Source organism: Streptomyces sp. NPDC003327 (assembly GCF_053589515.1).
In genome coordinates this window covers 36,423-62,065 of sequence record NZ_JBSFSA010000002.1, presented here as the reverse complement: position 1 = coordinate 62,065, position 25,643 = coordinate 36,423, and the positions used below count along the sequence as shown (strand labels likewise).

Here is a 25,643-nt window from a genome sequence, read left to right as displayed (position 1 = left end):
ACCCATGGCAACGCTCGAAATCCACGACCTGCACGTCTCCGTCGAGGCGGAGAACGGCCCCCGCGAGATCCTCAAGGGCGTCGACCTGACCATCAAGCAGGGCGAGACCCACGCGGTCATGGGCCCCAACGGCTCGGGCAAGTCGACCCTGGCGTACTCCCTGGCCGGACACCCGAAGTACACGATCACCGGCGGCACCGTCACCCTCGACGGTGAGGACGTCCTGGAGATGTCGGTCGACGAGCGCGCCCGCGCCGGCGTCTTCCTCGCCATGCAGTACCCGGTCGAGGTCCCCGGCGTCTCGGTCTCCAACTTCCTGCGCACCTCCGCCACCGCCGTCCGCGGCGAGGCCCCCAAGCTGCGCACCTGGGTCAAGGAGGTCAAGGAGGCCATGGAGAAGCTCTCCATGGACCCCGCCTTCGCCGAGCGCAACGTCAACGAGGGCTTCTCCGGCGGCGAGAAGAAGCGCCACGAGATCCTCCAGCTCGAACTGCTCAAGCCGAAGATCGCCATCCTCGACGAGACCGACTCCGGCCTCGACGTCGACGCCCTTCGCATCGTCTCCGAGGGCGTCAACCGCGTCCGCGAGACCGGCGAGGTCGGCACCCTGCTGATCACGCACTACACGCGCATCCTGCGCTACATCAAGCCCGACTTCGTGCACGTCTTCGCGAACGGCCGCATCGTCGAGTCCGGCGGCGCCGAGCTCGCCGACCAGCTGGAGAACGAGGGCTACGACAAGTACGTGAAGGGTGGCGCATCCGCGTGACTTCCGCCCATCAGGGGCTGACCGGCCTCCTCGACACCGAGGCGATCCGCAAGGACTTCCCGCTCCTGGATCGCGTGGTCCACGACGGCAAGAAGATCGTGTACCTGGACTCCGCGGCGACCTCGCAGAAGCCGCGCCAGGTCCTCGACGCGCTCAACGCGTACTACGAGCGGCACAACGCCAATGTCCACCGTGGCGTCTACACGGTCGCCGAGGAGGCTACCGCGCTGTACGAGGGCGCCCGCGACAAGGTCGCCGCCTTCGTCAACGCGCCGAGCCGCGACGAGGTGATCTTCACCAAGAACGCCTCGGAGTCGCTCAACCTCGTCGCGAACATGCTGGGCTGGGCCGACGAGCCCTACCGCGTGGACCACGAGACCGAGATCGCCATCACGGAGATGGAGCACCACTCCAACATCGTCCCGTGGCAGCTGCTCTCGCAGCGCACCGGCGCGAAGCTGAAGTGGTTCGGCCTCACCGACGACGGCCGTCTCGACCTCTCGAACATCGAAGAGGTCATCACCGAGAAGACCAAGATCGTCTCCTTCACGCTGGTCTCGAACCTGCTGGGCACGGTCAACCCGGTCGAGACGATCATCCGCCGCGCCCAGGAGGTCGGTGCGCTCGTCTGCATCGACGCCTCGCAGGCGGCCCCGCACATGGTCCTGGACGTGCAGGCGCTCCAGGCCGACTTCGTGGCCTTCACCGGCCACAAGATGTGCGGCCCGACCGGCATCGGCGTGCTGTGGGGACGGCAGGAGCTCCTGGAGGACCTGCCGCCCTTCCTCGGCGGCGGCGAGATGATCGAGACCGTCTCGATGCACTCCTCGACCTACGCCCCCGCCCCGCACAAGTTCGAGGCGGGTACGCCCCCGATCGCCCAGGCCGTCGGTCTCGGCGCGGCCGTGGACTACCTCTCCGCGATCGGCATGGAGAACATCGCGCGCCACGAGCACGCGATCACCGAGTACGCCGTCCGGCGCCTCCAGGAGGTCCCGGACCTGCGGATCATCGGCCCCACCACGGCCGAGGACCGCGGCGCGGCGATCTCCTTCACGCTCGGCGACATCCACCCCCACGACGTGGGGCAGGTGCTCGACGAGCAGGGCATCGCGGTCCGGGTCGGCCACCACTGCGCGCGGCCGGTCTGCCTGCGGTACGGAATTCCCGCGACCACGCGAGCGTCGTTCTATCTGTACTCCACCCCGGCCGAGGTCGACGCCCTGGTCGAGGGACTGGAGCACGTACGGAACTTCTTCGGCTAGGAGACGGCTCGTGAAGCTGGATTCGATGTACCAGGACGTCATCCTGGACCACTACAAGCACCCGCACGGGCGCGGTCTTCGGGACGGCGACGCCGAGGTGCACCACGTCAACCCGACGTGCGGCGACGAGATCACGCTCCGCGTGAAGTACGACGGCGAGCGGATCGCGGACGTCTCGTACGAGGGGCAGGGCTGCTCCATCAGCCAGGCCTCGGCGTCCGTGCTCAACGAGCTGCTCGTCGGCAAGGACCTGGCCGAGGCGCAGAAGATCCAGGGCACCTTCCTGGAGCTGATGCAGTCCAAGGGCCAGATCGAGCCGGACGACGCGATGGAGGAGATCCTGGAGGACGCCGTCGCGTTCGCCGGGGTCTCCAAGTACCCGGCCCGGGTGAAGTGCGCGCTGCTCAGCTGGATGGCGTGGAAGGACGCGACGGCCCAGGCCCTGGGCGACGGCGCTGAGAGGAAGACGGCATGACCGAGAACGCCGAGGCCACGATGAAGCCGGCCTCCGAGGAAGAAGTCCGCGAGGCGCTGTACGACGTCGTCGACCCCGAGCTGGGCATCGACGTCGTCAACCTGGGCCTGATCTACGGCATCCACATCGACGACGCGAACATCGCGACGCTGGACATGACGCTGACGTCGGCGGCCTGTCCGCTGACCGACGTGATCGAGGACCAGGCGAAGGCCGCCACCGACGGCATCGTCAACGAGCTGAAGATCAACTGGGTCTGGATGCCGCCGTGGGGCCCGGACAAGATCACGGACGACGGCCGGGAGCAGCTCCGCGCGCTCGGCTTCAACGTCTGACGCTCCCCGAACGATCGGCGACCTCGTTTCGCCTGAGTACGGCCATGCTCACCCGTCACACTGGGGGGCATGGCCGTTCGCATGTACCACGTCACCGTCGATTGTCACGACCTTCCCTCCCAGGCCCGCTTCTGGGCGGAGGTCCTGGACTGGAAGATCCTCTACGAGGCGGACGACGAGATCGTCGTCGGAGCCCACGAGCACGCCCTGCCGGGTCTGTGCTTCGTGCCCGTCCCGGAGTCCAAGACCGTCAAGAACCGGCTCCACCTCGACCTCACGCCGGACGACCAGGAGGCCGAGGTCGCCAGGATCCTCGCGCTCGGCGCCCGGCGCATCGACCTGGGGCAGGGTCCGGGCGCGACCTGGGTGACCCTCGCCGATCCCGAGGGCAACGAGTTCTGCGTGCTGCGGCCGATGCGGTCGCTCACGGACTGAGGACGACCGGGGCCCCGGAGACCGCGGACCCCGGGCGTCAGCGGGGCGGGCGTCAGCCCAGGCCCGCCGCCCGGGCCAGCTCCGGGGCCAGGTTCTCCTTGCGGATGCGCTGGTCGACGTAGAGCAGGCCGGTCACCAGCGGGGGCAGGACCGAGGTGACGAACTGGCCCACCAGGGAGCCGACGGTCGCGATCACCAGGACCGGGGCGAGGAGGAGCAGGACGTCCCCGGGAGAGTCGGCCGACGGGCCGTCCGCGACGGACAACGGAGTGGACACCACCATGTTCAGGACCTGCTGGAGCACCCAGTTGGCGACCGCGGCGATGAGACCGGCCACCAGCGTGCACCCGAAGATCCGCCACCACGAGCCGCTCACCAGCCGGGACGAGCGGCGCATCGCGGCCAGCGGGCCCTGTCCCTCCATGACGGCGGCCGAGGGCGCCAGGCTGAACTTGACCCAGAGCCAGGCGGAGAACGGGGCCGTCAGCAGGGTGGCCAGCACGGCTCCCCCGAACGACAGGACCACCAGCGCGACGGGGCCCGACCCCGAGAGCGCCACCAGCAGACCGACGAACGTGCCCGTGAAGACGAGGAGCGGGAGCGGCACGGTCAGCAGCAGCGTCAGGAACACGGTCGCGAACACCGCGGGCGTCCGCGACAAGGCGCGGCGCCAGACCACCCCGAAGGTCGTGCGCCGGCCGACGACCGCGTCCTGGAGCACGGCAGGACAGGCCGCGTACACGAGCGCGCTCGCGGCCACCATGCCGACCGTGGCGATCAGCCACACACCGGCGAAGGCGATCAGCAGCGCCCGGCTCTCCTCCCAGCCGGGGGCCCGCCCGTCCGTCGGGTCGAAGACCGCGGACACCTGGTCGGCCACCAGGGCGTACGCGACGCCGACGGCCGCGGCGAGCGCCAGCAGGGCCGCGCCGAAGGCGACGGCGGCCACGCCGAGCAGCGGTTTCCAGTACCTGCCGATGGTGGTGAAGGCACCGCCGAGGATCTGGCCGAGACCCAGCGGTGCCAGGGGTATCACGCCGGGCTTCGGCGGCGGGGGCGGGGGAGCGTAGGCATAGCCGTGGGGCCCCGGGGGAAACGTCATGCCGGACACCGTAGCGCGCACCGTTGTGTACGGTCGTACACATGGGTTACGGACTGCTGGCGGGCGCCATCGCGGCGGAGATCCTCGCCACGACCTCGATGAAGTACAGCGACGGCTTCTCCCGGCTCTGGCCCTCCCTCGTCACCGCCGTCGGCTACCTCGTCGCCTTCGCCCTCCTCGCGCAGGCGCTCAAGACCCTCCAGGTCGGCACCGCCTACGCCATCTGGTCCGGGGTCGGCACCGCCGCCGTCGCCGCCATCGGCGTCCTCTTCCTCGGCGAGACCCTCGGCCTCGCCAAGATCGCCGGGATCGTCCTCATCATCGCCGGGGTCGCCGTCCTCAACCTCGGCGGCGCCCACTGATGGCCCGCGCCCGCCGCCACGACCCCGAGCGGCGCGAGCGGATCGTCGACGCCGCCGTGCGGGTCGTCCGGCGCGCCGGCGTCGGCGGGGTCAGCCACCGCACCGTCGCCGCCGAGGCGGACGTGCCGCTCGGCTCCACCACGTACCACTTCGCCTCCCTCGACGACCTGCTCGCCGCCGCCTTCCGCACGGTCTGCGAGGAGTTCCGCGGGCGGCTGCGCGCCACTCCCGCGCCGGCCGACCCCGCCGCCGCGCTCGCCCGGCTCATGGGGGAGTGGCTCGACGGTTCCCGGACCGGGATCGCGCCGGCGTACGAGCTCCACCTGGCCGCCCTGCGCCGCCCCGCCCTGCGGCCCGTCGCCGCCGAGTGGACCGGCGCCCTCGTCGCCGCGCTCGGCGTCCGCACCGACCCCGCCACCGCCCGCGCGCTCGTCGCCCTCGTGGACGGCCTCTGCCTCCGGGTCCTCGTCACGGGCGGCTCGTACGACGAGGAGCACGCGCGCGAGATGCTCGCCCGGCTCCTGACGGAACCGCCGAACCGCCCGGACCGGGGCTCGTCGGAACCTCCGGGCCGCTCGACCGACACCTGAGACCGGTTGGCCCGGGCGGGGGCCCGCCGGTTAGGTTTTCCGTCATGACCACTGCTTCTCGCACCACCGGCGCCGTCGCCGCCGGCCTCGCCACCCTCGCCGGCGACGGCACCGTCCTCGACACCTGGTTCCCCGCCCCCGAGCTGACCGACGCCCCGGGCCCCGCCGGCACCGAGCGGCTCTCCGCAGAGGAGGCGGTGAACGCCCTCGGCGAGGGCGCGGCCAAGGCCCTCGGCGTGGACGCCCGCCGCGGCGTCGAGGTCGTCGCCGTCCGCACCGTCATCGCCTCGCTCGACGAGAAGCCGCTCGACGCCCACGACGCGTACCTCCGCCTCCACCTGCTGAGCCACCGCCTCGTCAAGCCGCACGGCCAGAGCCTGGACGGCGTCTTCGGCCTCCTCGCCAACGTCGCCTGGACCTCGCTCGGCCCGGTCGCCGTCGACGACATCGAGAAGGTGCGCCTCAACGCCCGCGCCGAGGGCCTGCACCTCCAGGTCACCTCGATCGACAAGTTCCCGCGCATGACGGACTACGTCGTGCCCACCGGCGTCCGCATCGCCGACGCCGACCGCGTCCGCCTCGGCGCCCACCTCGCCGCCGGCACCACCGTCATGCACGAGGGCTTCGTCAACTTCAACGCCGGGACCCTCGGCACCTCCATGGTCGAGGGCCGCATCTCCGCCGGCGTCGTCGTCGGCAACGGCTCCGACATCGGCGGCGGCGCCTCCACCATGGGCACCCTCTCCGGTGGCGGCAACGTCGTCATCTCCATCGGCGAGCGCTGCCTGGTCGGCGCCGAGGCGGGCGTCGGCATCGCGCTCGGCGACGAGTGCGTCGTCGAGGCCGGTCTGTACGTCACCGCCGGCACCAGGGTCACCATGCCCGACGGCCAGATCGTGAAGGCCCGTGAGCTCTCCGGCGCCTCGAACATCCTCTTCCGCCGCAACTCGGTGACCGGCGCCGTCGAGGCCCGCCCGAACAACGCGGTCTGGGGCGGCCTGAACGACATCCTCCACAGCCACAACTGACCGGGGTGGTGACCCTGCGTCAGCGCACGTCGTTGAGCAGGCGCAGAGTCACTGCGGTCGGACAGAACGAGGAGTCGACATGAGGACGAGGCCCACGGTCGTCGGAGTGCTCACGGTGGCGGCGGTGCTGCTCCAGGTCGGCGCGGCCCGTGCGGACGAGACGCACACGCACAACGGACCCACCGTCAACAACGGGCCCGCCCTCGCGCTCCACACCGGGCAGATCGACGATCCGCTGGAGGACGTCCTGGAGCACGCCGCGATCCTCGGCCGCACCACCACGACCGACTCCGCCTGAGCGCGCGGGACCCTCCGTTCCGCACCCGGCGCCTGGTGCGCCGCCCGCAGCCCGTCGACCGCCTCCCGGTCGGCGGGCTGCGGCGATTCCCGGACCGGAAAAGGGGACACACCCGCTTGACCTCAACCAAGGTTGAGGGGGAACGGTGGGGGCAACCGAGCAGAAGGAGAGATCCATGAACGCCGTCGCCCGCCCCGACGCCCGCCCCGACCTGCACCGCCCCGGCGTCGGAGCCGTTCTCGCCAGCACCTGGCGGGTCGGCACGCCCGAGCGCCAGCGGGCCGCCGTCGAGGCCGTCCGCACCACCTGGGAGAGCCGGGAGTGGCCCGACCTCGGGCTGCTGTCGTACAGCGTCTGCATCGGCACCGACGGGGACACCCTCCTCCACTACTCGCAGTGGACGAGCGAGGACGCCTACGAACAGTTCGTCCGCACCTACCGCGACGACCGGAACGGCGAGATCGACGCCGCTGTCCCCGGCATCGAGCGCGTCGAACTGCGCCGCTACGCCCCGATCCACCGTTCCGCGGTCCTCTCCGAGGAGAGCGCGGCGGCGCTGCCCGGGGCCGTGGCGGTCGTCGAGACCGACTTCGGGGGTGCGGCCCCCGGGGTCCGCGAGGAGTGGGTGGAGGCCGTGCTCTCGGCCATGGCCGGTGACGCCGGGAGCCGGCCGGCCCGCGGCGGGATCGGCGCCCACTTCCACCTCTCCACCGACGGCGCCCGGGTGCTCAACCTGGCCGAGTGGGAGAGCGAGCGGGCCCACGCGGAGTGGCTGGCCGAGGACGGCCCGCTCGGCGACGCCTGGGCCGCGGTCCACCGGCACCCGGCCCTCACCGGCAGCCGGGTGCGCCGCTACACGCCCGCGCTCAGCCTGAGCCCGGGCGTGTAGACGGGGGGAGAGGGGTGGAGCCTACGGGCGGAAGCGCACGACCTGCGGGTCGTGGTCGCTGTCCTGGTCGGCGAACTCGGCGTTGATGTGCACGCTGTCGTACTCGAAGTGGTGCACGCCGGGGCTGGTCAGGATCTGGTCGAGGACCTGGCTGTTGCCCTGGTAGACGTACGAGTAGCGCTCGGCGCGGGGCAGCGACAGCACGGCCGGGTAGAGGACGTCGCCGTCGGTGAGGGCCTCGGTCGTCGCGGAGAACTCGAAGTCGTTGATGTCGCCGACGACGAGGACGTCCGCCTGCTTGTCGACGGCCACGATCTCCTTCACGAAGGCGTTCACGGCCTGCGCCTGGAGCAGTCGCTTCGCCTCGGAGGAACGGTTCGGCGGCTGGCGGTGCGAGGTCAGACCCTCGTCGCCGCCCTTCGAGCCGAAGTGGTTGGCGATGACGAAGACCGTGCGGCCGCGGAAGGTGAACTCGCCCGCGAGCGGCTTGCGGCTGTTCTCCCAGGCGGTGTTCGCCGGGTCGATCCGGCCGGGGGAGAGGGTCAGCGCGGCGCGGCCCTTCGAGCCGGTGACGGCGGTGGCGGTGGTCGCGTCGCCGCCCGCGCGGTCCGTGAAGGAGACCCGCTCTGGGTTGAAGAGGAAGACCTGACGGATGTTGCCGCCGGGCTCGCCGCCGTCCTTGTTGTTCTGCGGGTCGACCGAGCGCCACTCGTACGCCGGACCGCCGGCCGCCACGATCGCGTCCGTGAACTTCTTCAGCGTCTGCGCGGCCGTCACCGTGCCGTCGTTCTTGGCGCCGTTGTCGTCCTGGATCTCCTCCAGGGCCAGGATGTCGGGCGCCGCGAGGTTCTCCACGACCGCCTTCGCGAGCGCGTCGAACTTCTCCTGCGGGTCGGTCGGGTCGAGGTTCTCGACGTTGTACGTCGCCACGGCCAGCTCGTTCTTGTGCTGCTTGTCCGTGGTCTCGCGCTCGATGCCGCCGTCCGCGACCGTGCCCAGCGTGCGGGCCGTCAGCGTGTAGCCGCCGAACTGGTTGAAGTCGAGGGGGCCCTCGGTGGTGCCGGTCAGCCAGTCGCCCACGTTCGCCTTCGGGAAGGGCTGCTGGGCGAGCGGGGTCAGCGACTGCACCTGGAGGCGGCCGGTGTTCTGCGAGGCGTACGAGCCGTAGACCGTGCCGCCGCGCACGTTGCGGTTCTCCCACGGCTTCACCGTCACCCACAGCTCCGCGTACGGGTCGGTGGCGCCGACCACCCGCGAGGAGCCGATCCGGACGTTGGTGCCCTCCAGGGACTCGTAGTAGTCCAGGGCGTACGTCTCGGGGGCCAGCGTCAGGCCGTTGATCGAGCCGCCCGCCTCCGGGTCGCCCGCCGGGGCGTAGGCGTCCGGCACGGACCAGGGCGCGATCGTCACGGGCGCCGGGACCGGGTTGCCCTTCGACAGGACCGTGATCACCGGCTTGGAGATCTGGGTCAGCGACTGGTTGCCGGAGTTCAGGCCGCCGGGCACGTACTCGGTCACCGTGCCGTTCAGGCGCACCGCGTCACCGACGGCCACGGTCGGGACGGAGCTGGTGAAGACGAAGAGGCCCTCGCTGGTCGCCGGGTCCGCGTCCGCCTCGGGGTCCTGGATCCAGAAGCCGCGCGAGCCGTAGGCGCGGACGCCGGTGACGATGCCCGTGACGCCGGTGACCTGCTTGCCGGCGTACGGCGAGACGCGGGTCGTGCCCTGGATGTCGTGGATGCGGACGGCCGCGGTCTCCTCGGCCACGGCGGCCGACGAACCGGCGAGCAGGCCGGCGGCGAGGGCGGCCGCGACGACCGCGGAGACGGCGGCGGATCTCGGTATGGAGGAAGACATCAAGGAACTCCGAAGGTGCTTGGAGGAAGGGCAGAACATCTACGCGCGTCAATCTCTTGCCAGAGCGGCGCCCTTGTCAAGAGTCGACGGGTGTACGAAGGCTGACACCTGGATGAACCGACGGACGGCCTCCCGGATGCGTCTACGCTGAGGGCCGCGCCCTCGCGGGCCCGCCTGACCCCACCCGTACGCGTCGAGGAGACCTCCCACATGGCAGCGGACCACCCCACCCTTCCCCCCGTTCGGCTCCGTTCGGACGCGGAGCTGGCGCGGGACGCCCTGGCCGCACCCCTCCTCGCCCACGCGGTACGTCTCGCCCGCTGGGCCGGACCCGAAACCCGGGTCGGCGCGGGCGGCGAACTCGCCGACGAGCAACTGCCCGCCGCCGTCGGGGTCCTGGGCCTCACCGACGACGAGGACGGCGCGTACCTGGCCGGGGACGCCTGGCGGCTCGCCGTCGACACCGGCCTCGTCGAGGTCGAGGACGGCGAGGACGGCGACGGCGAGGACGGCGACGACGCGGAGGGCGACACCCCCGGCCGTGCCGCGCCCGGCGAGAACCTGGCGCTCGTCACCGGCGGCTCGCCGAAGGACGTCCTCGCGCTCTGGCTCGACGGCTTCGACGCCGTCTTCGCCGACGCCGTCGCCCCCGTCCTCGACGACCTGGAGGAGCTGATCGGCGAGGACGGCGGCCTCGACGTCGACGCGCTCGACTGGGACCCCGAGGCCGAGGCCGAGTTCCTGGAGGGCGTGCTCGGCAACCTCTACCTGCTGACGGTCGCCGAGGGCGGCCCCGGCGAGGGGCCGGTGCCGCTGCCCGCGCTCGCCGCCTCGATGGTCGTCCCCGACGACATGGGCGAACCCACCGACGACGTCCTGGAGCAGGTCTCCGACGCCATGATGCGGCTCGACGACCAGTTCCGGCTGCTCGAACTCATCGGCCTCGTCGACTACCAGCCCGTCGACGAGGCCCTGATGGCCGAGGAGGGCGAGGAGCCCGTGCCGCCGGTCGACGACGAGGACGTCACTCGCTACGGCATGGTCCGCCTCACCCCGCTGGGGCTGTACGGCGTGCGCGCCCGCATGCTGGAGGCCGGGGTCGCCGCACCGGCCGTCGGCGACCTCGCCGACAAGGGGGCCGACGTGCTCCTCGATGGCATCGCCGGCTACCCGGAGGCCGCCGCGCGCGCCGAGACCACCGGCTGGCTCGCCGGCCGCGACACCGTCGACGCCGCCCGCGACCTCCTCGCCGCCGCGCGCGGCACCGACACGGCCTCGCCGCTCCGGCGCCTCCACTGCCAGCAGGCGCTCGCCCTGGTCGGCCCGGAGGCGGAGCCCGCCCTCCGCGAGGTCCTGGACGACGCCGAACTCGGCGGCCTCGCCCGCGTCTGGCTCGCCGAGCGGGGCGCGACGGACGTGCCCGCACCGCCGGAGTCCATGATCTTCTGGCTGGCCATCGACACCATCGCCGCCCAGCTCGACGCCGACGGCGACCTGCAGGAGCTCCAGGAGCTGATCGAGGGCCTGACCGGCCGGCACAGCGGCTTCTTCGAGGCGGCCTGGCGCGTCCGGCACCCGGCCACCGCCGACGTCCTGGACGCGATGGGCCGCCTCCACCGGGACAAGGCCTCGGCGAAGGAGGCCCGCAAGGCCGCCTTCAAGGCCCGCTCCCGCTCGGGCGGCAGCGCGCAGGACGCCTGACGCGGGGCGGCTCGGTCCACGCCCCGCTCCACGCCCGGCCCACACCCGGTCCACCCTCGGCCCGCACCCGGTCCACGCCCGGTCCACGCCCGGCCCGCACCCAGTCCACGTCCCTTCCCGGTCGGCGCCCGAGGTTCGACGGGCGGCCGGGCGGGCGTTCCCGTGGTGTTCAACCGGAGTTCGCGGAGGCCCGGAAGGGTGGCCCGCGACATCCGGCCACCAGAGGGAGACCGCAGACCATGGGCCTCAACCGCAGAGAGTTCACCAAGCAGACCGCCGGCGCCGGTGCGGGGCTCGCCCTGACCGGCGTCGTCGGGGCGCTCGCCACCGCGCCCGAGGCCCTCGCAGCCGACGACCCCGAGACGTACGGATCCGGCCATGGCGAAGGCCACGGCGACGCGCACGGCGGCCACGGCCACGGCCACCGGCTGGGCTACGGCCCGCTCGTCGCCGACCCCGAGGGCCTGCTCGCCCTCCCCGAGGGCTTCACCTACCGCGTCCTGACCCGGAGCGGCGTCACGACACTGGAGAGCGGCGAGTTCACGCCGTCCCACCACGACGGCACCGCCGCCTTCGCAGGACCGCGCGGCACCACGTACCTCGTCAACAACCACGAACTGAAGGGCCCCCGCTCCAAGTGGGCCCACCCCGTGCCGCTCACCGAGGGACTCGTCTACGACCCCGCGGCCGCGGGCGGCTGCACCGTCGTCGAGGTCCACCGCGACGGCACCGTCGCCGAGTGGGTCGGCATCGCCGGCACCTCCACCAACTGCGCCGGTGGCAGCACCGCCTGGGGCACCTGGCTGACCGGCGAGGAGAACTCCGACCGCGCCGGCGTCAACGGCATGACCAAGGACCACGGTTACGTCTTCGAGGTCGACCCGCGCGACCGGCGCGCCAACCGCGACCCGAAGCCCGTCAAGGCCTTCGGCCGCTACGACCACGAAGCCGTCGTCATCGACCCCAAGCGCGGCCACGCCTACCTCACCGAGGACGCCTCCGGCCCCAACGGCCTCCTCTTCCGCTGGGTGCCGCCGCAGGGCTTCGAGCACGGCCGCGGCAAGCTCCGCACCCTCGCCGACGACGCCGGCGTCCTCCAGGCCTTCCGCTGCATCGACTCCCAGGGCCGCTTCGTCGACGACCTCTCCCGCGCCACCCGCATCGGCACCGTCTACGGCGTCGACTGGGTCGACGTCCCGGACCGCGACGCCCGCACCACCCCCGTGCGCAAGCAGTTCACCGACGGTCAGGTCACCCGCGCCCGCAAGCTGGAGGGCATGTGGTGGGCCGACGGCGGCGCCTACGTCGTCTCCTCCTACGCCCGCGCGGAGAGCCCCGGCGCCGCGCACGACGGCCAGGTCTGGTTCTACGACCCGAAGCGCCGCACCCTGACCCTCAAGGTGCTCCTCGGCGTCAACGCGAACCCCGACGAGGACGGTGCCTACGACGGCCCCGACAACATCACCGTCTCCCCCTACGGCGGGATCGTCATCGCCGAGGACGGCGAGGGCGTCCAGCACCTCTTCGGCGCCACCGACTCCGGCCGCACCTACCCGATCGCCCGCAACGACCTGAACGACAGCGAGTTCGCGGGCGTCACCTTCTCCCCGGACGGCGAGACCCTCTTCGCCTGCATCCAGAACCCGGGCATCCTGCTGGCGATCACCGGACCGTGGCGCCGCCAGCCGCGCCGCTGAGGCTCCCGACCTGATGGATCAAGGCCCTGAGCCCTGGTCAGCCCCTCGAAGCGACATCTAACATGCCAGCCCATGGACGCACTGAGGCCCGTGGGCCGGACCCCGCTGCGCGACCGGGCCTACGAGTCACTGCGCGAGGCCATCGTGCGCGGTGACCTCGCGCCCGGCGCGCCGCTGATGGACGCCGACCTCGCCGACCGGCTGGGGCTCTCGCGCGCGCCCGTGCGCGAGGCCCTGGCCCGGCTCAGCGACGAGGGCCTCGTCGAGGCCAGGCCGCAGAGCTACACCCGGGTCACCCGGCCCGTGAGCCGCGTCGTCCGCGACGCCGCCTCCGTCGTGCGGGTCATGCACGAACTCGCCGCGAGGACCGGCGTGCCGCTGCTCGGGCCCGAGGGCATCCGGGCCATGCGCGCGGCCAACGAGCGCTTCGCCGCCGCCGTCCGCGCCTCCGACGTCGAGGCCGCCCTGCGCGCCGACGACGAACTCCACGAGGTCCTCGTCTTCGCCAGCGGCAACCACGCGGCGGCCGCCACCATCGCCCGCTACACCCCGCTGCTGCGCCGCGTGGAGCGGCGGCTCTTCGGCGACGCCTGGAGCTGCGGTTCCGTCGGGCTGCACGCCCGGCTCATCGACGCCTGCGAGGCCGGGGACGCGGAGGAGGCCGTGCGGGTGACCACCGAGATCTGGGCGGCGCTCGAACAACTCGCGGACGACGCCACCGAGGTGGCCGAGGTCACGGGCATCCCCGCGCCCTCGGAGCCGTAGCCCCGGAGCCGTCCGCCTCCGGATCCGCACCCCGGAGCGTTGCCCCGGCGTGGCGGGAACCGGCGCCGCGAGGGCCGGAGCCGTACGCCGCGAGCCGTCCCCGACCCGTCCACCGCACCCGAGGGAGCCGCCGTGCCCGTCATCGACTTCGAACGCTTTCCGCTGCTCTTCGGCCCCTCCCCGGTCCACCCCCTGGAACGGCTCACCCACCACCTCGGCGGCGCCACCCTCTGGGCCAAGCGCGAGGACTGCAACTCCGGTGTGGCGTACGGCGGGAACAAGACGCGCAAGCTGGAGTACCTGGTCGCCGACGCCCTCGCGCAGGGCTGCGACACCCTCGTCTCCATCGGCGGCGTCCAGTCCAACCACACCCGTCAGGTCGCCGCCGTCGCCGCCCGCGCCGGGCTCGGGTGCGTCCTGGTGCAGGAGAGCTGGGTGGACTGGCCCGACGCCGTCTACGACAAGGTCGGCAACATCCTGATCAGCCGGCTCGCCGGAGCCGACGTCCGGCTGGTGAGGGCCGGGTTCGGCATCGGCGTCAAGGAGAGCTGGGAGCGGGCGCTCCGCGAGGTCGAGGAGGCCGGCGGAAAGCCGTACGCGATCCCGGCCGGCGCCTCCGACCATCCGCTCGGCGGTCTCGGCTTCGCCCAGTGGGCCCACGAGGTGGCCGAGCAGGAGCGCGCGCTCGGCGTCTTCTTCGACACGGTGGTCGTCTGCTCGGTGACCGGCTCCACCCAGGCCGGCATGGTCGCCGGGTTCGCCGCGCTCGCGGAGGAGGGCGGCCGGCCGCGCCGGATCGTCGGCATCGACGCCTCCGCCGAACCGGCGGCCACGCACGAGCAGATCACCCGGATCGCCCGGAACACCGCCGCCCTCATCGGCGTGGAGCGCGAGGTGACCGCCGCCGACGTGGAGCTGGACGAGCGGTACCACGCCGGGGTGTACGGCGTCCCCGACGCGGCCACCCTCGACGCGATGCGGCTGGCCGCCCGCACCGAGGGCATGATCACCGACCCCGTCTACGAGGGGAAGTCGATGGCGGGCCTGATCGACCTGGTGGAGCGGGGCGAGATCGGCCGCGACTCGACCGTGCTCTACGCCCACCTCGGCGGCCAGCCCGCCCTCAACGCCTACAGCGCGCTCTTCGCGTAGGCCTCGCTCAGAGGGCCTGGGCGGCCGGCTTCACCATGCCCCGGACCGTCCGGGACTTCACGAACTCGCCCATCGCCGTCATCTCCCACTCGCCGGAGAACTGCTTGATGAGCTTGGCCATCATCACGCCGGTCTGCGGCTCGGCGGTGGTCAGGTCGAAGCGGACCAGCTCCTCGCCGGTGGCCGCGTCCATCAGCCGGCAGTAGGCCTTGGCGACCTCGGTGAACTTCTGCCCGGAGAAGGAGTTGACCGTGAACACCAGACCGGTGGCGTCCGCGGGGAGCCGGCCGAGGTCGACCACGATCACCTCGTCGTCGCCCGCGCCCTCGCCCGTGAGGTTGTCGCCGGAGTGCTTGATCGCCCCGTTGAGGATCGACAGCTTGCCGAAGTAGCAGCTGTCCAGGTGGTTGCGCTGGGGGCCGTACGCGATGACGGAGGCGTCCAGGTCGATGTCCTTACCCCGGTACGCGGGCTCCCAGCCGAGGCCCATCTTGACCTGGGAGAGCAGCGGGCGGCCGCCCTTGACCAGGGAGACGGTCTGGTTCTTCTGGAGACTGACCCGGCCCTTGTCGAGGTTGATCTTCCCGCCCGTGGCGGGGACGGGGGCGGCCGGGGCCGCGGCGGCGATCCGCGGGTCCACCGAGGGCGTGGGCGGAGCGGCCGGCGGGGCGGGCGGCACCGGCGGGGCCACCGGGGCGGGGGCCTGGGGCGCGGCGGGCGCCGCGGCCGGGGCGGCGGCGGGCTCGTCTTCCACGGAGACGCCGAAGTCGGTCGCGATGCCGGCCAGCCCGTTCGCGTATCCCTGGCCGACGGCGCGGGCCTTCCAGGCGCCGTTGCGCAGATAGACCTCGACGACCACGAGGGCCGTCTCGGTGCCGAGCCGGGGCGGGGTGAAGGTGGCGAGGACGCTGCCGTCGTCGGCGTTGCGCAGGGTCGCGGTGGGCTCGATGCCCTGGAAGGTCTGGCCCGCGGCGTCCGGGCTCGCGGTGACGACGATCCTCTCGATGCCGGCGGGCAGGGCGCCGGTGTCCACCACGATCGCGTCCGGCGCGGTCCCGCCGCCGGAGCGGTAGGTGACGCCCGGCCCCGAGGGCTGGTTGTAGAAGATGAAGTCGTCGTCCGAGCGCACCTTGCCGTTGGCGCCGAGCAGCAGGCCCGAGACGTCGAGCCGCACGGGGGCGGAGACGTCCACCGCCACGCGGACGGCGGTGAGAGGGATGTTCGAGCCGGGGGTCATAGCGGTCATGCCAGGGCTAACGATCCGGACGGCTTTGCCGTTCCCTTACCCTCGCCGGGTTCGGCCACCCCGGTGACGCCCGGTGGCACCCGGTGGCACCCGGGGCCGCGGACCGCCGAAAGGCGGCGCATATCCTTTCGAGCCGTGGGTGCTGTGGGTGCTGTGGGTGCTGCGGGTGCAGTGGGCGGGAGCTCCTTCCGGACGAGCGACGTCGACGAGGCGCGCGACGAGCTCGACGCGCGGTATTACGCCAACCGCATGGACGTGGTCGACCGCCGGCGCCCGTTCGCGGCGCGCTTCGACACCGTACGGCTCGGGCCGCTGGTCATCGGCGACCTGAGCTGCGGGGCGGACGTGCGGATGAGCTTCGGCGAGCTCGGCGCGTACCACGTGAACGCGCCGCTGAGCGGGCGCATGGAGATGCGCCAGGGCGGCGGCGGGCCGATCGTCGCCACGGCCGACGAGGCGCTGCTCCTCGACCCCGCGGGTGACACGCACCTGGACCGGTGGAGCGGCGACTGCCGGACCCTGTCGGTGAAGGTCGGCGCCGAGGAGCTGCGGGACCGCCTGGAGCGGCTCCTCGGGGGGCCGCCGCGCGGCCGGCTCTCCTTCGCGCCCCGGGTCGACATCACGCGCGGCCCCGGCCTCAGCTGGGTGCGCTTCGCCCGGCAGGTGGCCCACGGGGCGCTCGCGGGCGACGGGCTCGCCCATCACGAGCTGGTGGCGCGCCCGCTCCAGGAGGCGCTGCTCAACGGGCTGCTGCTCGCGGCCGAGCACCCCTGGCGCGAGGAGCTGGACCGGCCGGGGGAGCCGCTGCGGCCCGCGCCGGTGAAGCGCGCGATGGACGCGGTGCGGGAGCGCCCGGAGCACCCGTTCACCACCACCGAACTCGCGGCCCTGTCGCGGGTGAGCGTGCGGCGGCTCCAGGAGTCCTTCCGGGAGTACGTGGGGATGTCCCCGATGGCGTACGTGCGGGAGGTGCGGCTCGACCGGGTGCGGGAGGAGCTGCGGGCCGCGGCGCCCGACGAGGTGAGCGTGAGCGAGGTGGCCTGGCGCTGGGGCTTCGCGCACCAGGGACGCTTCGCGGCCCGCTACCGCGAGCGGTTCGGCGAGTCGCCGTCACGGACGCTGCGCGCGGGGCGCTGAGCGGCCGGAGCGGCGTGCGCCCGCGCGTGCGTCGGTGTGCTCCGGCCCACCGCGTTATCCGGACACGTCCGCGTTCCGCGGCTCGCGATGATCTTCGTCGGCGCCTAACGTGGGTGGGTCCGGTCTGCCAGCGCGACCGTGAACCGGGGCCCGGCCGGATCCCCCGTATTCCTCCGGCCGGGTCCCGCGCATCCCCTCGTCCCCTTCCCCGGCGGCGATCAGTGGGGCCAGCGCGGCGGGTCCACGCAGAAGTGCCCGCCGAGGTAGAGGTCGTCGGCGCTGCCCTCCTCCGGGACGCCCTTCTCGGCGATCAGCTTCTCCGCGTACGCCTCGGAGTCGTCCCGCGGTTCGTAGCCCAGCGACCGGGCGGTGGAGAGGTCCCACCACAGGCGGGTGTTGGCGGAGGAGCCGTAGACCACGCGGTGGCCGACGTCCTCGGCGGTGAGCGCGGCGTGCAGCAGGCGGGCGCAGTCGTCGGGGCTGAGCCACATGGAGAGCATCCGCACGGAGGTGGGCTCCGGGAAGCAGGAGCCGATCCGGACGGAGACGGTCTCGACGCCGTGCAGGTCCCAGTAGAGCTGGGCGAGGTCCTCGCCGAAGCACTTGGAGAGGCCGTAGAAGGTGTCGGGGCGGTGCGGGGTGTCGACGGGGACCGGCCGCTCGCCGTCGCGCGGGCGGCGGGTGAAGCCGACGGCGTGGTTGCTGGAGGCGAAGACCACCCGGGGCGCGCCGACCCGGCCCGCGGCCTCCTCCCGGCCCGCGGTCTCTCCCCGGCCCGTGGCCTCTCCCCGGTCGGCGCCCTCCTCGCGGACGGCCTCGTAGAGGTGGTGGAGCCCGGTGATGTTGGCGGCGACGATCTTCTCGAAGGCGGTCTCCAGGGAGATCCCGGCGAGGTGCACCACCGCGTCCACGCCCCGGACGGCCTCGCGCAGTGCCGCGCGGTCGGCGAGGTCGGCGACGATCGCGTCCGGGGCCCCGGGGACGGGGACGACGTCGAGGAGGCGGAGCTCGTAGCCGTACGCGGGCAGCAGCTCCCGCATCAGCGTGCCGACGCCGCCGGCGGCGCCGGTGAGCAGGAGGGTGCGGGGTGCGGGCATGGAGCGAGTCTCCTCCGTTGGGCGGCATTCACAACCGTGGACACGCTAGGGAGCGGGCCGACGGACCGTCAAGGGTGTGCTCCTGCCCGTGTTTGCTCCTTGACCCGCGGAACGCCGCTGTTCTAGCGTGCGTGAGGTCAGCGTTCATGCATATGGATGACAGTCAGAAACATGCACGACGGACTTCTCTGGGAGCGCCCGTGACCACTGCCCCGCTCGCCGACCGGCTCGACGGCCTGCTGTTCTTCCCCGTCACCGCCTTCGGCCCGGACGGCTCCGTCGACCTCGCCGCCTTCCGCGCCCACGTCCGCGCGGGCGTCGAGGCGGGCGCCGCCGCCGTCTTCGCCTGCTGCGGCACCGGAGAGTTCCACGCGCTCACCCCCGAGGAGTTCCGGGAGTGCGTCGCCGCCGCCGTCGAGGAGACCGCGGGCCGCGTGCCCGTCGTCGCCGGAGCCGGCTACGGCACCGCCCTCGCGATCCACTACGCCCGGCTCGCCGAGGAAGCCGGCGCCGACGGACTCCTCGCCATGCCCCCGTACCTCGTCGTCGCCGACCAGGCCGGACTCCTGCGCCACTACACCGAACTCGCCGCCGCCACCCGCCTCGACGTCATCGTCTACCAGCGCGACAACGCGATCCTCACCCCCGATACCGTCGTCGCCCTCGCCCGCACCGACGGCGTCATCGGCCTCAAGGACGGCCACGGCGACCTCGACCTCATGCAGCGGATCGTCAGCGCCGTCCGCTCCGAGGGCCTCGACCTCCTCTACTTCAACGGCCTGCCGACCGCCGAACTCACCGGCCCCGCCTACCGGGCCATCGGCGTCACCCTCTACTCCTCCGCCGTCTTCTGCTTTGCCCCCGCCCTGGCCCTCGCCTTCCACCGCGCCCTCGCCACCGGCGACGAGGCGACCGTCCGACTGCTCGTCGACGAGTTCTACCGGCCGCTCGTCGAACTCCGCTCCCGGGGCCGCGGCTACGCCGTCTCGCTCGTCAAGGCGGCCGTACGGATGGAGGGCCTGGACGTCGGTCCCGTCCGGCCCCCGCTGAGCGAGCCCGCCCCCGAGCACCTCGACGAACTCGCCCGGCTCGTCGAGCGCGGCCGGGCCCTCCTCGAGGAGGCCGGCGCGTGAGGACCGGAACCTTCCTCTACCCCTGGGACGTCGACGGCGACCCCGCCGCGCCCGCGCTCCTCGCGGACCTCGGCGTCCAGCAGGTCACCCTCGCCGCCGCCTACCACTCCACCCGCGCGCTGAGCCCCCGTCACCCGGCCCACCGGATCGTCACCGCCGAGCACGCCGCCGTGCTCTACCCGCCGGACGAACGGCGCTGGGCGGGCCGCGCCCTGCGCCCGTACCCCGCGGGGGAGTGGGCTCCAGGCGACGCCTACGGCCGGGCCGCCGACGCCCTCGCCGCCACCGGTGTCGAGGTGCACAGCTGGGTCGTCCTCGCCCACAACTCCCGCCTCGGCGCCGAACACCCCGAGACCTCCGTCGTCAACGCCCACGGCGACCGCTACCCCTGGGCCCCCTGCATCGCCCGCCCCGACGTCCGCGCCCTGCTCGTCGACCTGGCCGCCGAGGCGGCCGTACGGCCCGGGGCCGCCGGCACCGAACTGGAGTCCTGCGGCTGGTACGGCCTCGCCCACCTGCACGCCCACGACAAGACCGCCGGAGTCCCGCTCGGGGACCGCGAGCAGTACCTCATGTCCCTCTGCTTCTGCCCCTCCTGCCGCGAGGGGTACGGGAACGAGGGCGCCGACCCCGACGAGCTGGCCGCCGCCGTGCGCGCCGCCCTGGCACCCGTCTGGGCCGGCGCGGGACCGGCCGGCGGCCTCGGCGGCCTGGAGGGTCCGGCCCGCGCCTGGCGCGCCCGGACCGCCCGCGCCTTCCAGGAGGCCGCGGTCGCCGCCGTGCGGGCCGCCGCCCCGCCGGGCTTCCGCGTCCTGCTGCACGCCGACCCCGACCCGTACCGCTGCGGCGCCGACGCGGGCACCGACCCCGCGCACGTCCTGGGCCTCGCGGACGGGGTGGTCGCCCGGCCGCCGAAGGTCGCGGAGTTCGCGGCGCACCTCCGCCCCGGCGGCGCCGTCGCCGCCAACCTCTCCGTCGTCACCGGCATGGGGGGCGCGCCCGAGCGCCTGGCGCTCGACGCCGGGCGGGCGCTCGCCGACGGCGCGACCGAACTGCGGCTCTACCACGCGGGCCTGGCCTCGGACGCGGACCTGGCGGCCGTCCGCACGGCCCTGCGGGCCCTCTGACGGGGTTCCGGGCGCCTCGCACCCGCGTACGGCGCCCCTTCCCCGGCCCGGTCCCGCTACGGGCCGTCCCGGCGCCCGGCCGCACCACCCCCGCCCTCACCAGGCCAGGTCCTCCAGCGCGTCCAGGTCCGGCACCTCCGCCGCCACCGGCTCCGCGGTCCCCGCGTCCACGGGCAGCTCCGCCCAGATCGTCTTGCCCCGCCGCCCGTACCGCGTCCCCCACCGCTCCGCGTACTGCGCCACGAGGTACAGGCCGCGCCCGCCCTCGTCCGTCGTCGCCGCGTGCCGCAGGTGCGGCGACGTGCTGCTCCCGTCCGACACCTCGCAGATCAGCCGCCGGTCGTGCAGCAGCCGCACCCGCACCGGGTCCGCCCCGTACCGCACCGCGTTCGTGATCAGCTCGCTCAGGATCAGCTCCGCCGTGAACCCCAGGTCCCGCAGGCCCCACTCGGCCAGCTTCGCCGCCGCCGCGTTCCGCACCGGCGAGACCGCCGACGGATCCCGTACGACGTCCCACTCCGCGATCCGGTCCCGGTCGAGCAGCCGGGTCTCGGCCACCAGCAGCGCGATGTCGTCCGCCGGCGCGGGCGACAGCAGCGTCGCGAGGACGTCCGCGCAGATCTGCTCCGGCGTCCGGTCCGGACGCGCCAGCGTCGACCCCAGCATCCCGAGCCCGGTGTCGAGGTCGCGCCCCCGGTCCTCCAGGAGCCCGTCCGTGAAGAGCACCAGCTTCGAGCCCTCCGTCAGCCGCAGCTCCGTCGCCTCGAACGGTACGTCGCCCAGACCCAGCCCCAGCGGCAGCCCCGGCTCCAGCGGCGGGAACGCGACACGGCCGTCCGGGGTCACCACGGCGGGCCCCGGATGGCCCGCGCTCGCCATCGTGCAGACGCCCGACGCCGGATCGTAGATCGCGTACAGACAGGTCGCGCCCGTGATGCCCTCCTCCCTGCGGCGCCCGTCGCCCTCCGGACCCTCCCCCTCCCGCTCGTCGATCCGCCCCGTCAGCTCGTCCAGGTGCCCGAGCAGTTCGTCGGGCGGCACGTCGAGCGTCGAGAAGTTGTGCACCGCCGTCCGCAGCCGCCCCATCGTCGCCGCCGCGTGCAGCCCGTGCCCCACCACGTCCCCCACCACGAGCGCCACCCGCGCCCCCGGCAGCGGGATCACGTCGAACCAGTCGCCGCCCACCCCGGCCTTCGCCGGCAGGTAGCGGTACGCCACCTCCACCGCGTTCTGGTCGGGCAGCACCCGCGGCAGCAGGCTCCGCTGGAGCGTCACCGCCATCGCGTGCTCCCGGGTGAACCGGCGGGCGTTGTCGATCGCCACCGCCGCCCGCGCCGCCAGCTCCTCCGCGAACGACAGGTCCTCCTCGCCGTACGCCTCCGGCGTGTCCGAGCGCCAGAAGTTCGCCATCCCGAGGACCACCCCACGGGCCAGCAGCGGCACCGTCAGCAGCGAGTGCATCCCGTACGCGAGGGCGTGCGCCGCCCCCTCCGGGTCCTGCGCCCGCCAGCCCTCCGCCGAGGCCAGTTCCGCCTCCGCCACCGCGTGCCCCGCGTCGAGCGCCCGCGCCATCGGCGTACTGGGCACGTCGAACCGCACCGTGTCCCCGACCGGCTGCAGCGGCTGGTCGGGCCGCAGACCGCTCAGCGCCGTCCGCCGCATCTCCGTCACCGCCGCCGCCTCCCGGGGCGGCTCCTCGCCCCGCAGCACCGGCTCCAGCAGCTCCACCGTCGCGAAGTCCGCGAACCGCGGCACGGCCACCTCCGCCAGCTCCTCCGCCGTCCGCACGACCTCCAGCGTCGTCCCGATCCGCACGCCCGCCTCGTACAGCAGCTGCAGCCGGCCCCTGGCGACCGCGGCCCGGCCCGACAGGGCGGCCAGCTCGGTGGTGTCCCGCATCGTCATCACGCTCCCCGACGCGGCCCCCGCCCGGTCGCGCGCACCGCCCCGCACTCCGCCCAGCGGCGCCCCCCGCACCCCGCTCGCGTCGAGGAGCGTGGGCCGCACGCTCACCGCGAGCAGCCGGTCGCCCGCCCGGTGCACCTCGTCCGTCGCCGACCGCCCCGACTCCAGGAGCTCGACCGTGCGGGCGTCGAGACCCAGCTCCGACACGTGCCGGTGCTCCGCCTCCGGCCCGAGCCCGAGCAGCCGCCGCGCCTCGTCGTTGGCGAGCAGCAGCCGCCGGTCCGGGCCCACGATCAGCACGCCCTCACGGACCGCGTGCAGCACCGCCTCGTGGTGCTCCTTCATCCGGGTCATCTCCGCCGGACCGAGGCCGTGCGTCTGCCGCCGCAGCCGCCTGCTCACCAGCGCCGCCCCGCCGACCGCGACCACCAGCGCGCCTCCCGCCGCGGCCGCCAGCAGCGGCAGTCGTTTCTGCACGGCCTGCGCGATGCTCTCCACCTCGATGCCGCTGCTCACCATGCCGACGATCCGGCCCCGGTCGTCGACGACCGGCACCACGGCCCGCACGGCGTCGTTCGGCTCCCCCCGGAACAGTTCCGTGAACGACTCGCCGTCGACCGCCGCCCGCGTGAGGTCCCCGGTGGCCTGCTTACCGATCAGCTCCGGCTGCGAGTCCGTGTACCGCACCCCGTCGGGGCTCAGCACCGCGATGAAGTCGACCCCGGTGGCCCGCCGGGTCTGCTCCGCCCGCTCCTGGAGCGCGGCCGTCGGATCGGGCGAGGCGAGGGCCGCGTCGATGCCCGGCGCGCGGGCGAAGGCCTCCGCCACCGCCAGCGACCGGATCCGGGCGTCCCGCTCCGTGTCCTGCCGGGCCTGGTGGAACGTGATGAACACCGCCGCCGCGATCACCAGGAGCGCGATCAGCGCCTCCAGGGCGAAGACCTGCCCGGCGACGCTCCGCAGCCCCGTGGCGCGGCCCCGCGGCCCCCGGCCGGCGTCACCGCCGCCTCCCCGGCGGCCGGGGGCCGTCATCCCGTGCTCCGGGCGATCAGGAGCGCCACGTCGTCCTGCGCGCCGGGCCTGCGCAGGGCGTGCAGCAGCCGGTCGCAGGCCTCCTCCAGGGGCAGGCCCCGGGTCTCGTCGACCAGGCCGACCAGCAGGGCCAGCCGCTCGTCGATCGCCTCGTCCCGCGTCTCGATCAGACCGTCCGTGTACAGCACCAACCGGTCCCCGGGCACGAACGGCACCCGGGCCGTACGGAACGTGCCCCCGCCGACCCCCAGCGGCACCCCCGTCGAGAGCCGCACCAGCTCGGCGGGACCGTGCGCCGGGACCCGCACGGGCGGCAGATGGCCCGCGTTCGCGATCCGGCAGCGGTTGTGGTGCGGATCGTGCACGGCGAACAGGCAGGTCGCGATGTAGTGCTCCAGGCCGGCCGTGATCCGGTCCAGATGCCGCAGCACCTGCGCCGGGGACAGGTCCAGGTCGGCGAAGGCGCAGGTCGCGGTCCGCAGCCGGCCCATCGTCGCCGCCGCGTCGATCCCGCTGCCCATGACGTCCCCGACGACCAGGGCCGTCTTGTCGTCCGGCAGCCGGATCACGTCGTACCAGTCGCCGCCGACCTCGCTCGACGCCTGTGCCGGCTGGTAGCGGGCGGCCACCTCGAGGCCCGCGAGCCGCGGCGGGGCCCCCGGCAGCAGACTGCGCTGCAGGGTCACGGCCGAGTTCCGCACGCTCTGGTACCAGCGGGCGTTGTCGATGCTGACGGCCGCGCGGGCCGCGAGCTCCGTCGCCAGCAGCACGTCGTCGCCGTCGAACGGCAGCGGATTGCGGTCCCGGGCGAGGGTGAGCGCGCCCAGCACCTCGCCGCGCGCGGTCAGCGGCACCGCCAGGTACGAGTGCACGCCCGCGCGCGCCAGCCGCTCGGCGGCCGGCGCGTTCCGGGCGATCCGGCGCAGGTCCTCGGGCCCCACCCGCTCCACCAGGACCGGCATCCCGGTGTGCACGACCCGGGTGACCAGCCGGTCCTCGCCGTACATGGCGACCGCCCCCGGCGGGTCCGCCGCCGGCACCGCCTCCGTCTCGTGGGAGGCCTTCACGGCGAGCGCCCGGAAGAGCGCGGGACCGCTCTCGACGGAGCCGGGCCTGCGCAGCGCGAGGACGGAGTCGAGGACGTCGACGGCGGCGATGTCCGCGACCTCCGGCACCACCACGGAGGCCAGCTCGTCGGCGGTCCGCTCCACCTCCAGGGTGGTGCCCACCCGCGCCGAGGCGTCCGCGATGAGCGCGAGCCGCCGCCGGGACCGGTCCGCCTCGGCGTCCGCCCGGTGCCGCTCGGTCACGTCGATCACCGAGACCGCCACCCCGAGGACCCGGCCCTCGGCCCCTTCGAGCCGGTAGAGCGAGACGGACCAGGCGTGGTCGGCGCCCGGATCGGCCGGGGTCCGGCCCACCATCTGCTGGGCGAGCAGCGGCGTGCCCGTGGCCAGCACCTTCCGCGCCGCCGCCTCCAGGGGCGTCGCGTCCGACTCCGGCAGCATCTCGCCGACCCGGCGGCCCACGTGCCGCTCGGCCGGGATGCCGTTGATCCGCTCAAGGGCCGGGTTGACCAGGACGTACCGCAGCTCGGTGTCGAAGACGGCCACCCCGACCGGCGACTGCGAGATCAGCCGGTCGGACAGGGCCAGATCGGTCTCGACGCGCTCGACGACCGACCGGTCGGCGGCGATGCCCAGCGCGTACAGCCCCCCGATGTCGTCGGTGAGCCGCATGTTGCGGAACTCCACCCGACGGGTCGACCCGTCCTTGTGCCGTACGGGGAAGGTGCCGGCCCAGGTCGTGCCGCCGCCCAGCACCTCACCGAAGAGGCGCTTCGCCTCCTCCCGGTGCTCGGGGTCGACGATCAGCCGGGCCACGTAGCGGCCGAGGGCCTCCTGCGCCGCGTAGCCGAAGAGGGCCTCCGCCTGCGGACTCCAGAGGACGATGCGGCCCCGGTCGTCGACGACGATGGCGGCGACGCCCAGGACGTCGAGGAGCCCCTTGCCGTCGAAGGGCACACCCGCCGGCCCCTGCGGACTGGGGAAGGAACCGGCCGTCACCCTGCCTCCTCCCGCCGCGCCCACCCTCTCCACCCCATGCTCCCCGGGCACCCGCCACCCCGCACGGCGAAGCCCGCCCCCCGGGTGTCACGGGCCCCGGTCGGTCCTCGGCAACGGCCGCCCTCTTCGCCGGGTACGTCGCGATCGACCCGATCGAGCAGCTCCTCGGCGTCAGGCAGA

At 73.8% G+C, this 25,643-nt stretch carries 23 protein-coding genes; 17 read left to right on the top strand and 6 right to left on the bottom strand.

All coding sequences use genetic code 11. The features are described from left to right. The first annotated feature begins 4 nt into the window (after positions 1-4). From sufC to ACWDVG_RS01910, 5 genes are all read left to right on the top strand, one after another. Entirely contained in the window at positions 5-769 is a 765-nt protein-coding gene (gene sufC, locus ACWDVG_RS01930; protein ID WP_451695210.1) for a Fe-S cluster assembly ATPase SufC, read from the top strand. After that, positions 766-2,034, top strand: coding sequence for a cysteine desulfurase (locus tag ACWDVG_RS01925; RefSeq protein WP_451695208.1), 1,269 nt, complete (start codon positions 766-768; stop codon positions 2,032-2,034). The genes sufC and ACWDVG_RS01925 overlap by 4 nt, the downstream gene beginning before the upstream one ends. A gap of 10 nt (positions 2,035-2,044) precedes the next feature. Next, positions 2,045-2,509 carry a Fe-S cluster assembly sulfur transfer protein SufU gene (sufU, locus tag ACWDVG_RS01920; RefSeq protein ID WP_451695206.1) on the top strand — a complete coding sequence of 155 codons (465 nt, stop codon included), beginning with the start codon at positions 2,045-2,047 and terminating at the stop codon, positions 2,507-2,509. Further along, positions 2,506-2,844 (top strand): metal-sulfur cluster assembly factor, encoded by a 339-nt coding sequence (locus ACWDVG_RS01915; RefSeq protein ID WP_451695204.1) that lies wholly within the window; start codon positions 2,506-2,508, stop codon positions 2,842-2,844. The genes sufU and ACWDVG_RS01915 overlap by 4 nt, the downstream gene beginning before the upstream one ends. Positions 2,845-2,913: 69 nt before the next feature. Beyond that, positions 2,914-3,279: a VOC family protein gene (locus ACWDVG_RS01910; protein ID WP_451695202.1), complete on the top strand. Its 366-nt coding sequence runs from the start codon at positions 2,914-2,916 to the stop codon at positions 3,277-3,279. A 52-nt stretch (positions 3,280-3,331) separates the two neighbouring features. On the opposite strand, the gene ACWDVG_RS01905 is transcribed toward ACWDVG_RS01910, so the two are convergent. Further along, positions 3,332-4,381, bottom strand: coding sequence for an oxidoreductase (locus ACWDVG_RS01905; protein WP_451695201.1), 1,050 nt, complete (start codon positions 4,379-4,381; stop codon positions 3,332-3,334). A gap of 41 nt (positions 4,382-4,422) precedes the next feature. Here ACWDVG_RS01905 and ACWDVG_RS01900 point away from each other — a divergent pair, with 41 nt between their 5' ends. The 5 genes from ACWDVG_RS01900 to ACWDVG_RS01880 all read left to right on the top strand — a co-directional run bounded on the left by ACWDVG_RS01900 (position 4,423) and on the right by ACWDVG_RS01880 (position 7,548). After that, positions 4,423-4,743 (top strand): DMT family transporter, encoded by a 321-nt coding sequence (locus ACWDVG_RS01900; protein ID WP_451695199.1) that lies wholly within the window; start codon positions 4,423-4,425, stop codon positions 4,741-4,743. Further along, entirely contained in the window at positions 4,743-5,333 is a 591-nt protein-coding gene (locus tag ACWDVG_RS01895; RefSeq protein WP_451695197.1) for a TetR/AcrR family transcriptional regulator, read from the top strand. Before ACWDVG_RS01900 ends, ACWDVG_RS01895 begins: the two co-directional genes overlap by 1 nt. 44 nt (positions 5,334-5,377) lie before the next feature. Then, positions 5,378-6,361 carry a 2,3,4,5-tetrahydropyridine-2,6-dicarboxylate N-succinyltransferase gene (gene dapD / locus ACWDVG_RS01890; protein WP_451695195.1) on the top strand — a complete coding sequence of 328 codons (984 nt, stop codon included), beginning with the start codon at positions 5,378-5,380 and terminating at the stop codon, positions 6,359-6,361. Positions 6,362-6,440: 79 nt separating this feature from the next. Further along, positions 6,441-6,659, top strand: coding sequence for a hypothetical protein (locus ACWDVG_RS01885; RefSeq protein WP_451695194.1), 219 nt, complete (start codon positions 6,441-6,443; stop codon positions 6,657-6,659). Positions 6,660-6,834: 175 nt separating this feature from the next. Beyond that, the gene (locus ACWDVG_RS01880; protein WP_451695192.1) at positions 6,835-7,548 is read left to right on the top strand and encodes an antibiotic biosynthesis monooxygenase; all 714 of its coding nucleotides are present in this window, start codon (positions 6,835-6,837) and stop codon (positions 7,546-7,548) included. A 21-nt stretch (positions 7,549-7,569) separates the two neighbouring features. Here the strand turns inward: ACWDVG_RS01880 and ACWDVG_RS01875 are convergent, their stop codons facing one another. Beyond that, complete coding sequence (locus ACWDVG_RS01875; RefSeq protein WP_451695190.1) at positions 7,570-9,405, bottom strand: endonuclease/exonuclease/phosphatase family protein; 1,836 nt, start codon at positions 9,403-9,405, stop codon at positions 7,570-7,572. A gap of 210 nt (positions 9,406-9,615) precedes the next feature. Here ACWDVG_RS01875 and ACWDVG_RS01870 point away from each other — a divergent pair, with 210 nt between their 5' ends. The 4 genes from ACWDVG_RS01870 (at position 9,616) to ACWDVG_RS01855 (ending at position 14,720) form a co-directional block, all read left to right on the top strand. Continuing rightward, positions 9,616-11,106, top strand: coding sequence for a hypothetical protein (locus ACWDVG_RS01870; protein ID WP_451695189.1), 1,491 nt, complete (start codon positions 9,616-9,618; stop codon positions 11,104-11,106). A gap of 239 nt (positions 11,107-11,345) precedes the next feature. Further along, positions 11,346-12,803: an alkaline phosphatase PhoX gene (locus ACWDVG_RS01865; protein ID WP_451695187.1), complete on the top strand. Its 1,458-nt coding sequence runs from the start codon at positions 11,346-11,348 to the stop codon at positions 12,801-12,803. Between the two features lie 72 nt (positions 12,804-12,875). Next, entirely contained in the window at positions 12,876-13,568 is a 693-nt protein-coding gene (locus ACWDVG_RS01860) for a GntR family transcriptional regulator (protein ID WP_451695185.1), read from the top strand. A gap of 132 nt (positions 13,569-13,700) precedes the next feature. Continuing rightward, positions 13,701-14,720, top strand: coding sequence for a 1-aminocyclopropane-1-carboxylate deaminase (locus ACWDVG_RS01855; RefSeq protein ID WP_451695183.1), 1,020 nt, complete (start codon positions 13,701-13,703; stop codon positions 14,718-14,720). Positions 14,721-14,727: 7 nt separating this feature from the next. On the opposite strand, the gene ACWDVG_RS01850 is transcribed toward ACWDVG_RS01855, so the two are convergent. Continuing rightward, complete coding sequence (locus ACWDVG_RS01850) at positions 14,728-15,957, bottom strand: TerD family protein (protein WP_451695630.1); 1,230 nt, start codon at positions 15,955-15,957, stop codon at positions 14,728-14,730. A 180-nt stretch (positions 15,958-16,137) separates the two neighbouring features. Between ACWDVG_RS01850 and ACWDVG_RS01845 the strand changes: the two genes are divergently transcribed. Continuing rightward, positions 16,138-17,103, top strand: coding sequence for an AraC family transcriptional regulator (locus ACWDVG_RS01845; RefSeq protein WP_451695181.1), 966 nt, complete (start codon positions 16,138-16,140; stop codon positions 17,101-17,103). A 218-nt stretch (positions 17,104-17,321) separates the two neighbouring features. Here the strand turns inward: ACWDVG_RS01845 and ACWDVG_RS01840 are convergent, their stop codons facing one another. Then, positions 17,322-18,200, bottom strand: a complete 879-nt coding sequence (locus tag ACWDVG_RS01840) for an NAD-dependent epimerase/dehydratase family protein (RefSeq protein ID WP_451695179.1) — start codon at positions 18,198-18,200, stop codon at positions 17,322-17,324. Between the two features lie 200 nt (positions 18,201-18,400). Here ACWDVG_RS01840 and ACWDVG_RS01835 point away from each other — a divergent pair, with 200 nt between their 5' ends. Continuing rightward, complete coding sequence (locus tag ACWDVG_RS01835) at positions 18,401-19,333, top strand: 5-dehydro-4-deoxyglucarate dehydratase (protein ID WP_451695178.1); 933 nt, start codon at positions 18,401-18,403, stop codon at positions 19,331-19,333. Then, positions 19,330-20,460 carry a hypothetical protein gene (locus ACWDVG_RS01830; protein ID WP_451695176.1) on the top strand — a complete coding sequence of 377 codons (1,131 nt, stop codon included), beginning with the start codon at positions 19,330-19,332 and terminating at the stop codon, positions 20,458-20,460. Before ACWDVG_RS01835 ends, ACWDVG_RS01830 begins: the two co-directional genes overlap by 4 nt. Before the next feature lie 96 nt (positions 20,461-20,556). Here the strand turns inward: ACWDVG_RS01830 and ACWDVG_RS01825 are convergent, their stop codons facing one another. Further along, positions 20,557-23,397 carry a SpoIIE family protein phosphatase gene (locus ACWDVG_RS01825; RefSeq protein ID WP_451695175.1) on the bottom strand — a complete coding sequence of 947 codons (2,841 nt, stop codon included), beginning with the start codon at positions 23,395-23,397 and terminating at the stop codon, positions 20,557-20,559. Beyond that, complete coding sequence (locus tag ACWDVG_RS01820; RefSeq protein WP_451695173.1) at positions 23,394-25,463, bottom strand: SpoIIE family protein phosphatase; 2,070 nt, start codon at positions 25,461-25,463, stop codon at positions 23,394-23,396. Before ACWDVG_RS01820 ends, ACWDVG_RS01825 begins: the two co-directional genes overlap by 4 nt. Between the last annotated feature and the right edge of the window lie 180 nt (positions 25,464-25,643).

What these genes read in the sequence shown, in the direction of transcription:
- ACWDVG_RS01840 (WP_451695179.1), bottom strand. Translation starts at nt 18,200, where the DNA reads ATGCCCGCACCCCGCACCCTCCTGCTCACCGGCGCCGCCGGCGGCGTC.
- ACWDVG_RS01915 (WP_451695204.1), top strand. Translation starts at nt 2,506, where the DNA reads ATGACCGAGAACGCCGAGGCCACGATGAAGCCGGCCTCCGAGGAAGAA.
- ACWDVG_RS01850 (WP_451695630.1), bottom strand. Translation starts at nt 15,957, where the DNA reads ATGACCCCCGGCTCGAACATCCCTCTCACCGCCGTCCGCGTGGCGGTG.
- ACWDVG_RS01875 (WP_451695190.1), bottom strand. Translation starts at nt 9,405, where the DNA reads ATGTCTTCCTCCATACCGAGATCCGCCGCCGTCTCCGCGGTCGTCGCG.
- ACWDVG_RS01895 (WP_451695197.1), top strand. Translation starts at nt 4,743, where the DNA reads ATGGCCCGCGCCCGCCGCCACGACCCCGAGCGGCGCGAGCGGATCGTC.
- ACWDVG_RS01900 (WP_451695199.1), top strand. Translation starts at nt 4,423, where the DNA reads ATGGGTTACGGACTGCTGGCGGGCGCCATCGCGGCGGAGATCCTCGCC.
- sufC (WP_451695210.1), top strand. Translation starts at nt 5, where the DNA reads ATGGCAACGCTCGAAATCCACGACCTGCACGTCTCCGTCGAGGCGGAG.
- dapD (WP_451695195.1), top strand. Translation starts at nt 5,378, where the DNA reads ATGACCACTGCTTCTCGCACCACCGGCGCCGTCGCCGCCGGCCTCGCC.
- ACWDVG_RS01825 (WP_451695175.1), bottom strand. Translation starts at nt 23,397, where the DNA reads ATGACGGCCCCCGGCCGCCGGGGAGGCGGCGGTGACGCCGGCCGGGGG.
- ACWDVG_RS01910 (WP_451695202.1), top strand. Translation starts at nt 2,914, where the DNA reads ATGGCCGTTCGCATGTACCACGTCACCGTCGATTGTCACGACCTTCCC.
- ACWDVG_RS01905 (WP_451695201.1), bottom strand. Translation starts at nt 4,381, where the DNA reads ATGACGTTTCCCCCGGGGCCCCACGGCTATGCCTACGCTCCCCCGCCC.
- ACWDVG_RS01880 (WP_451695192.1), top strand. Translation starts at nt 6,835, where the DNA reads ATGAACGCCGTCGCCCGCCCCGACGCCCGCCCCGACCTGCACCGCCCC.
- ACWDVG_RS01870 (WP_451695189.1), top strand. Translation starts at nt 9,616, where the DNA reads ATGGCAGCGGACCACCCCACCCTTCCCCCCGTTCGGCTCCGTTCGGAC.
- ACWDVG_RS01865 (WP_451695187.1), top strand. Translation starts at nt 11,346, where the DNA reads ATGGGCCTCAACCGCAGAGAGTTCACCAAGCAGACCGCCGGCGCCGGT.
- ACWDVG_RS01860 (WP_451695185.1), top strand. Translation starts at nt 12,876, where the DNA reads ATGGACGCACTGAGGCCCGTGGGCCGGACCCCGCTGCGCGACCGGGCC.
- ACWDVG_RS01885 (WP_451695194.1), top strand. Translation starts at nt 6,441, where the DNA reads ATGAGGACGAGGCCCACGGTCGTCGGAGTGCTCACGGTGGCGGCGGTG.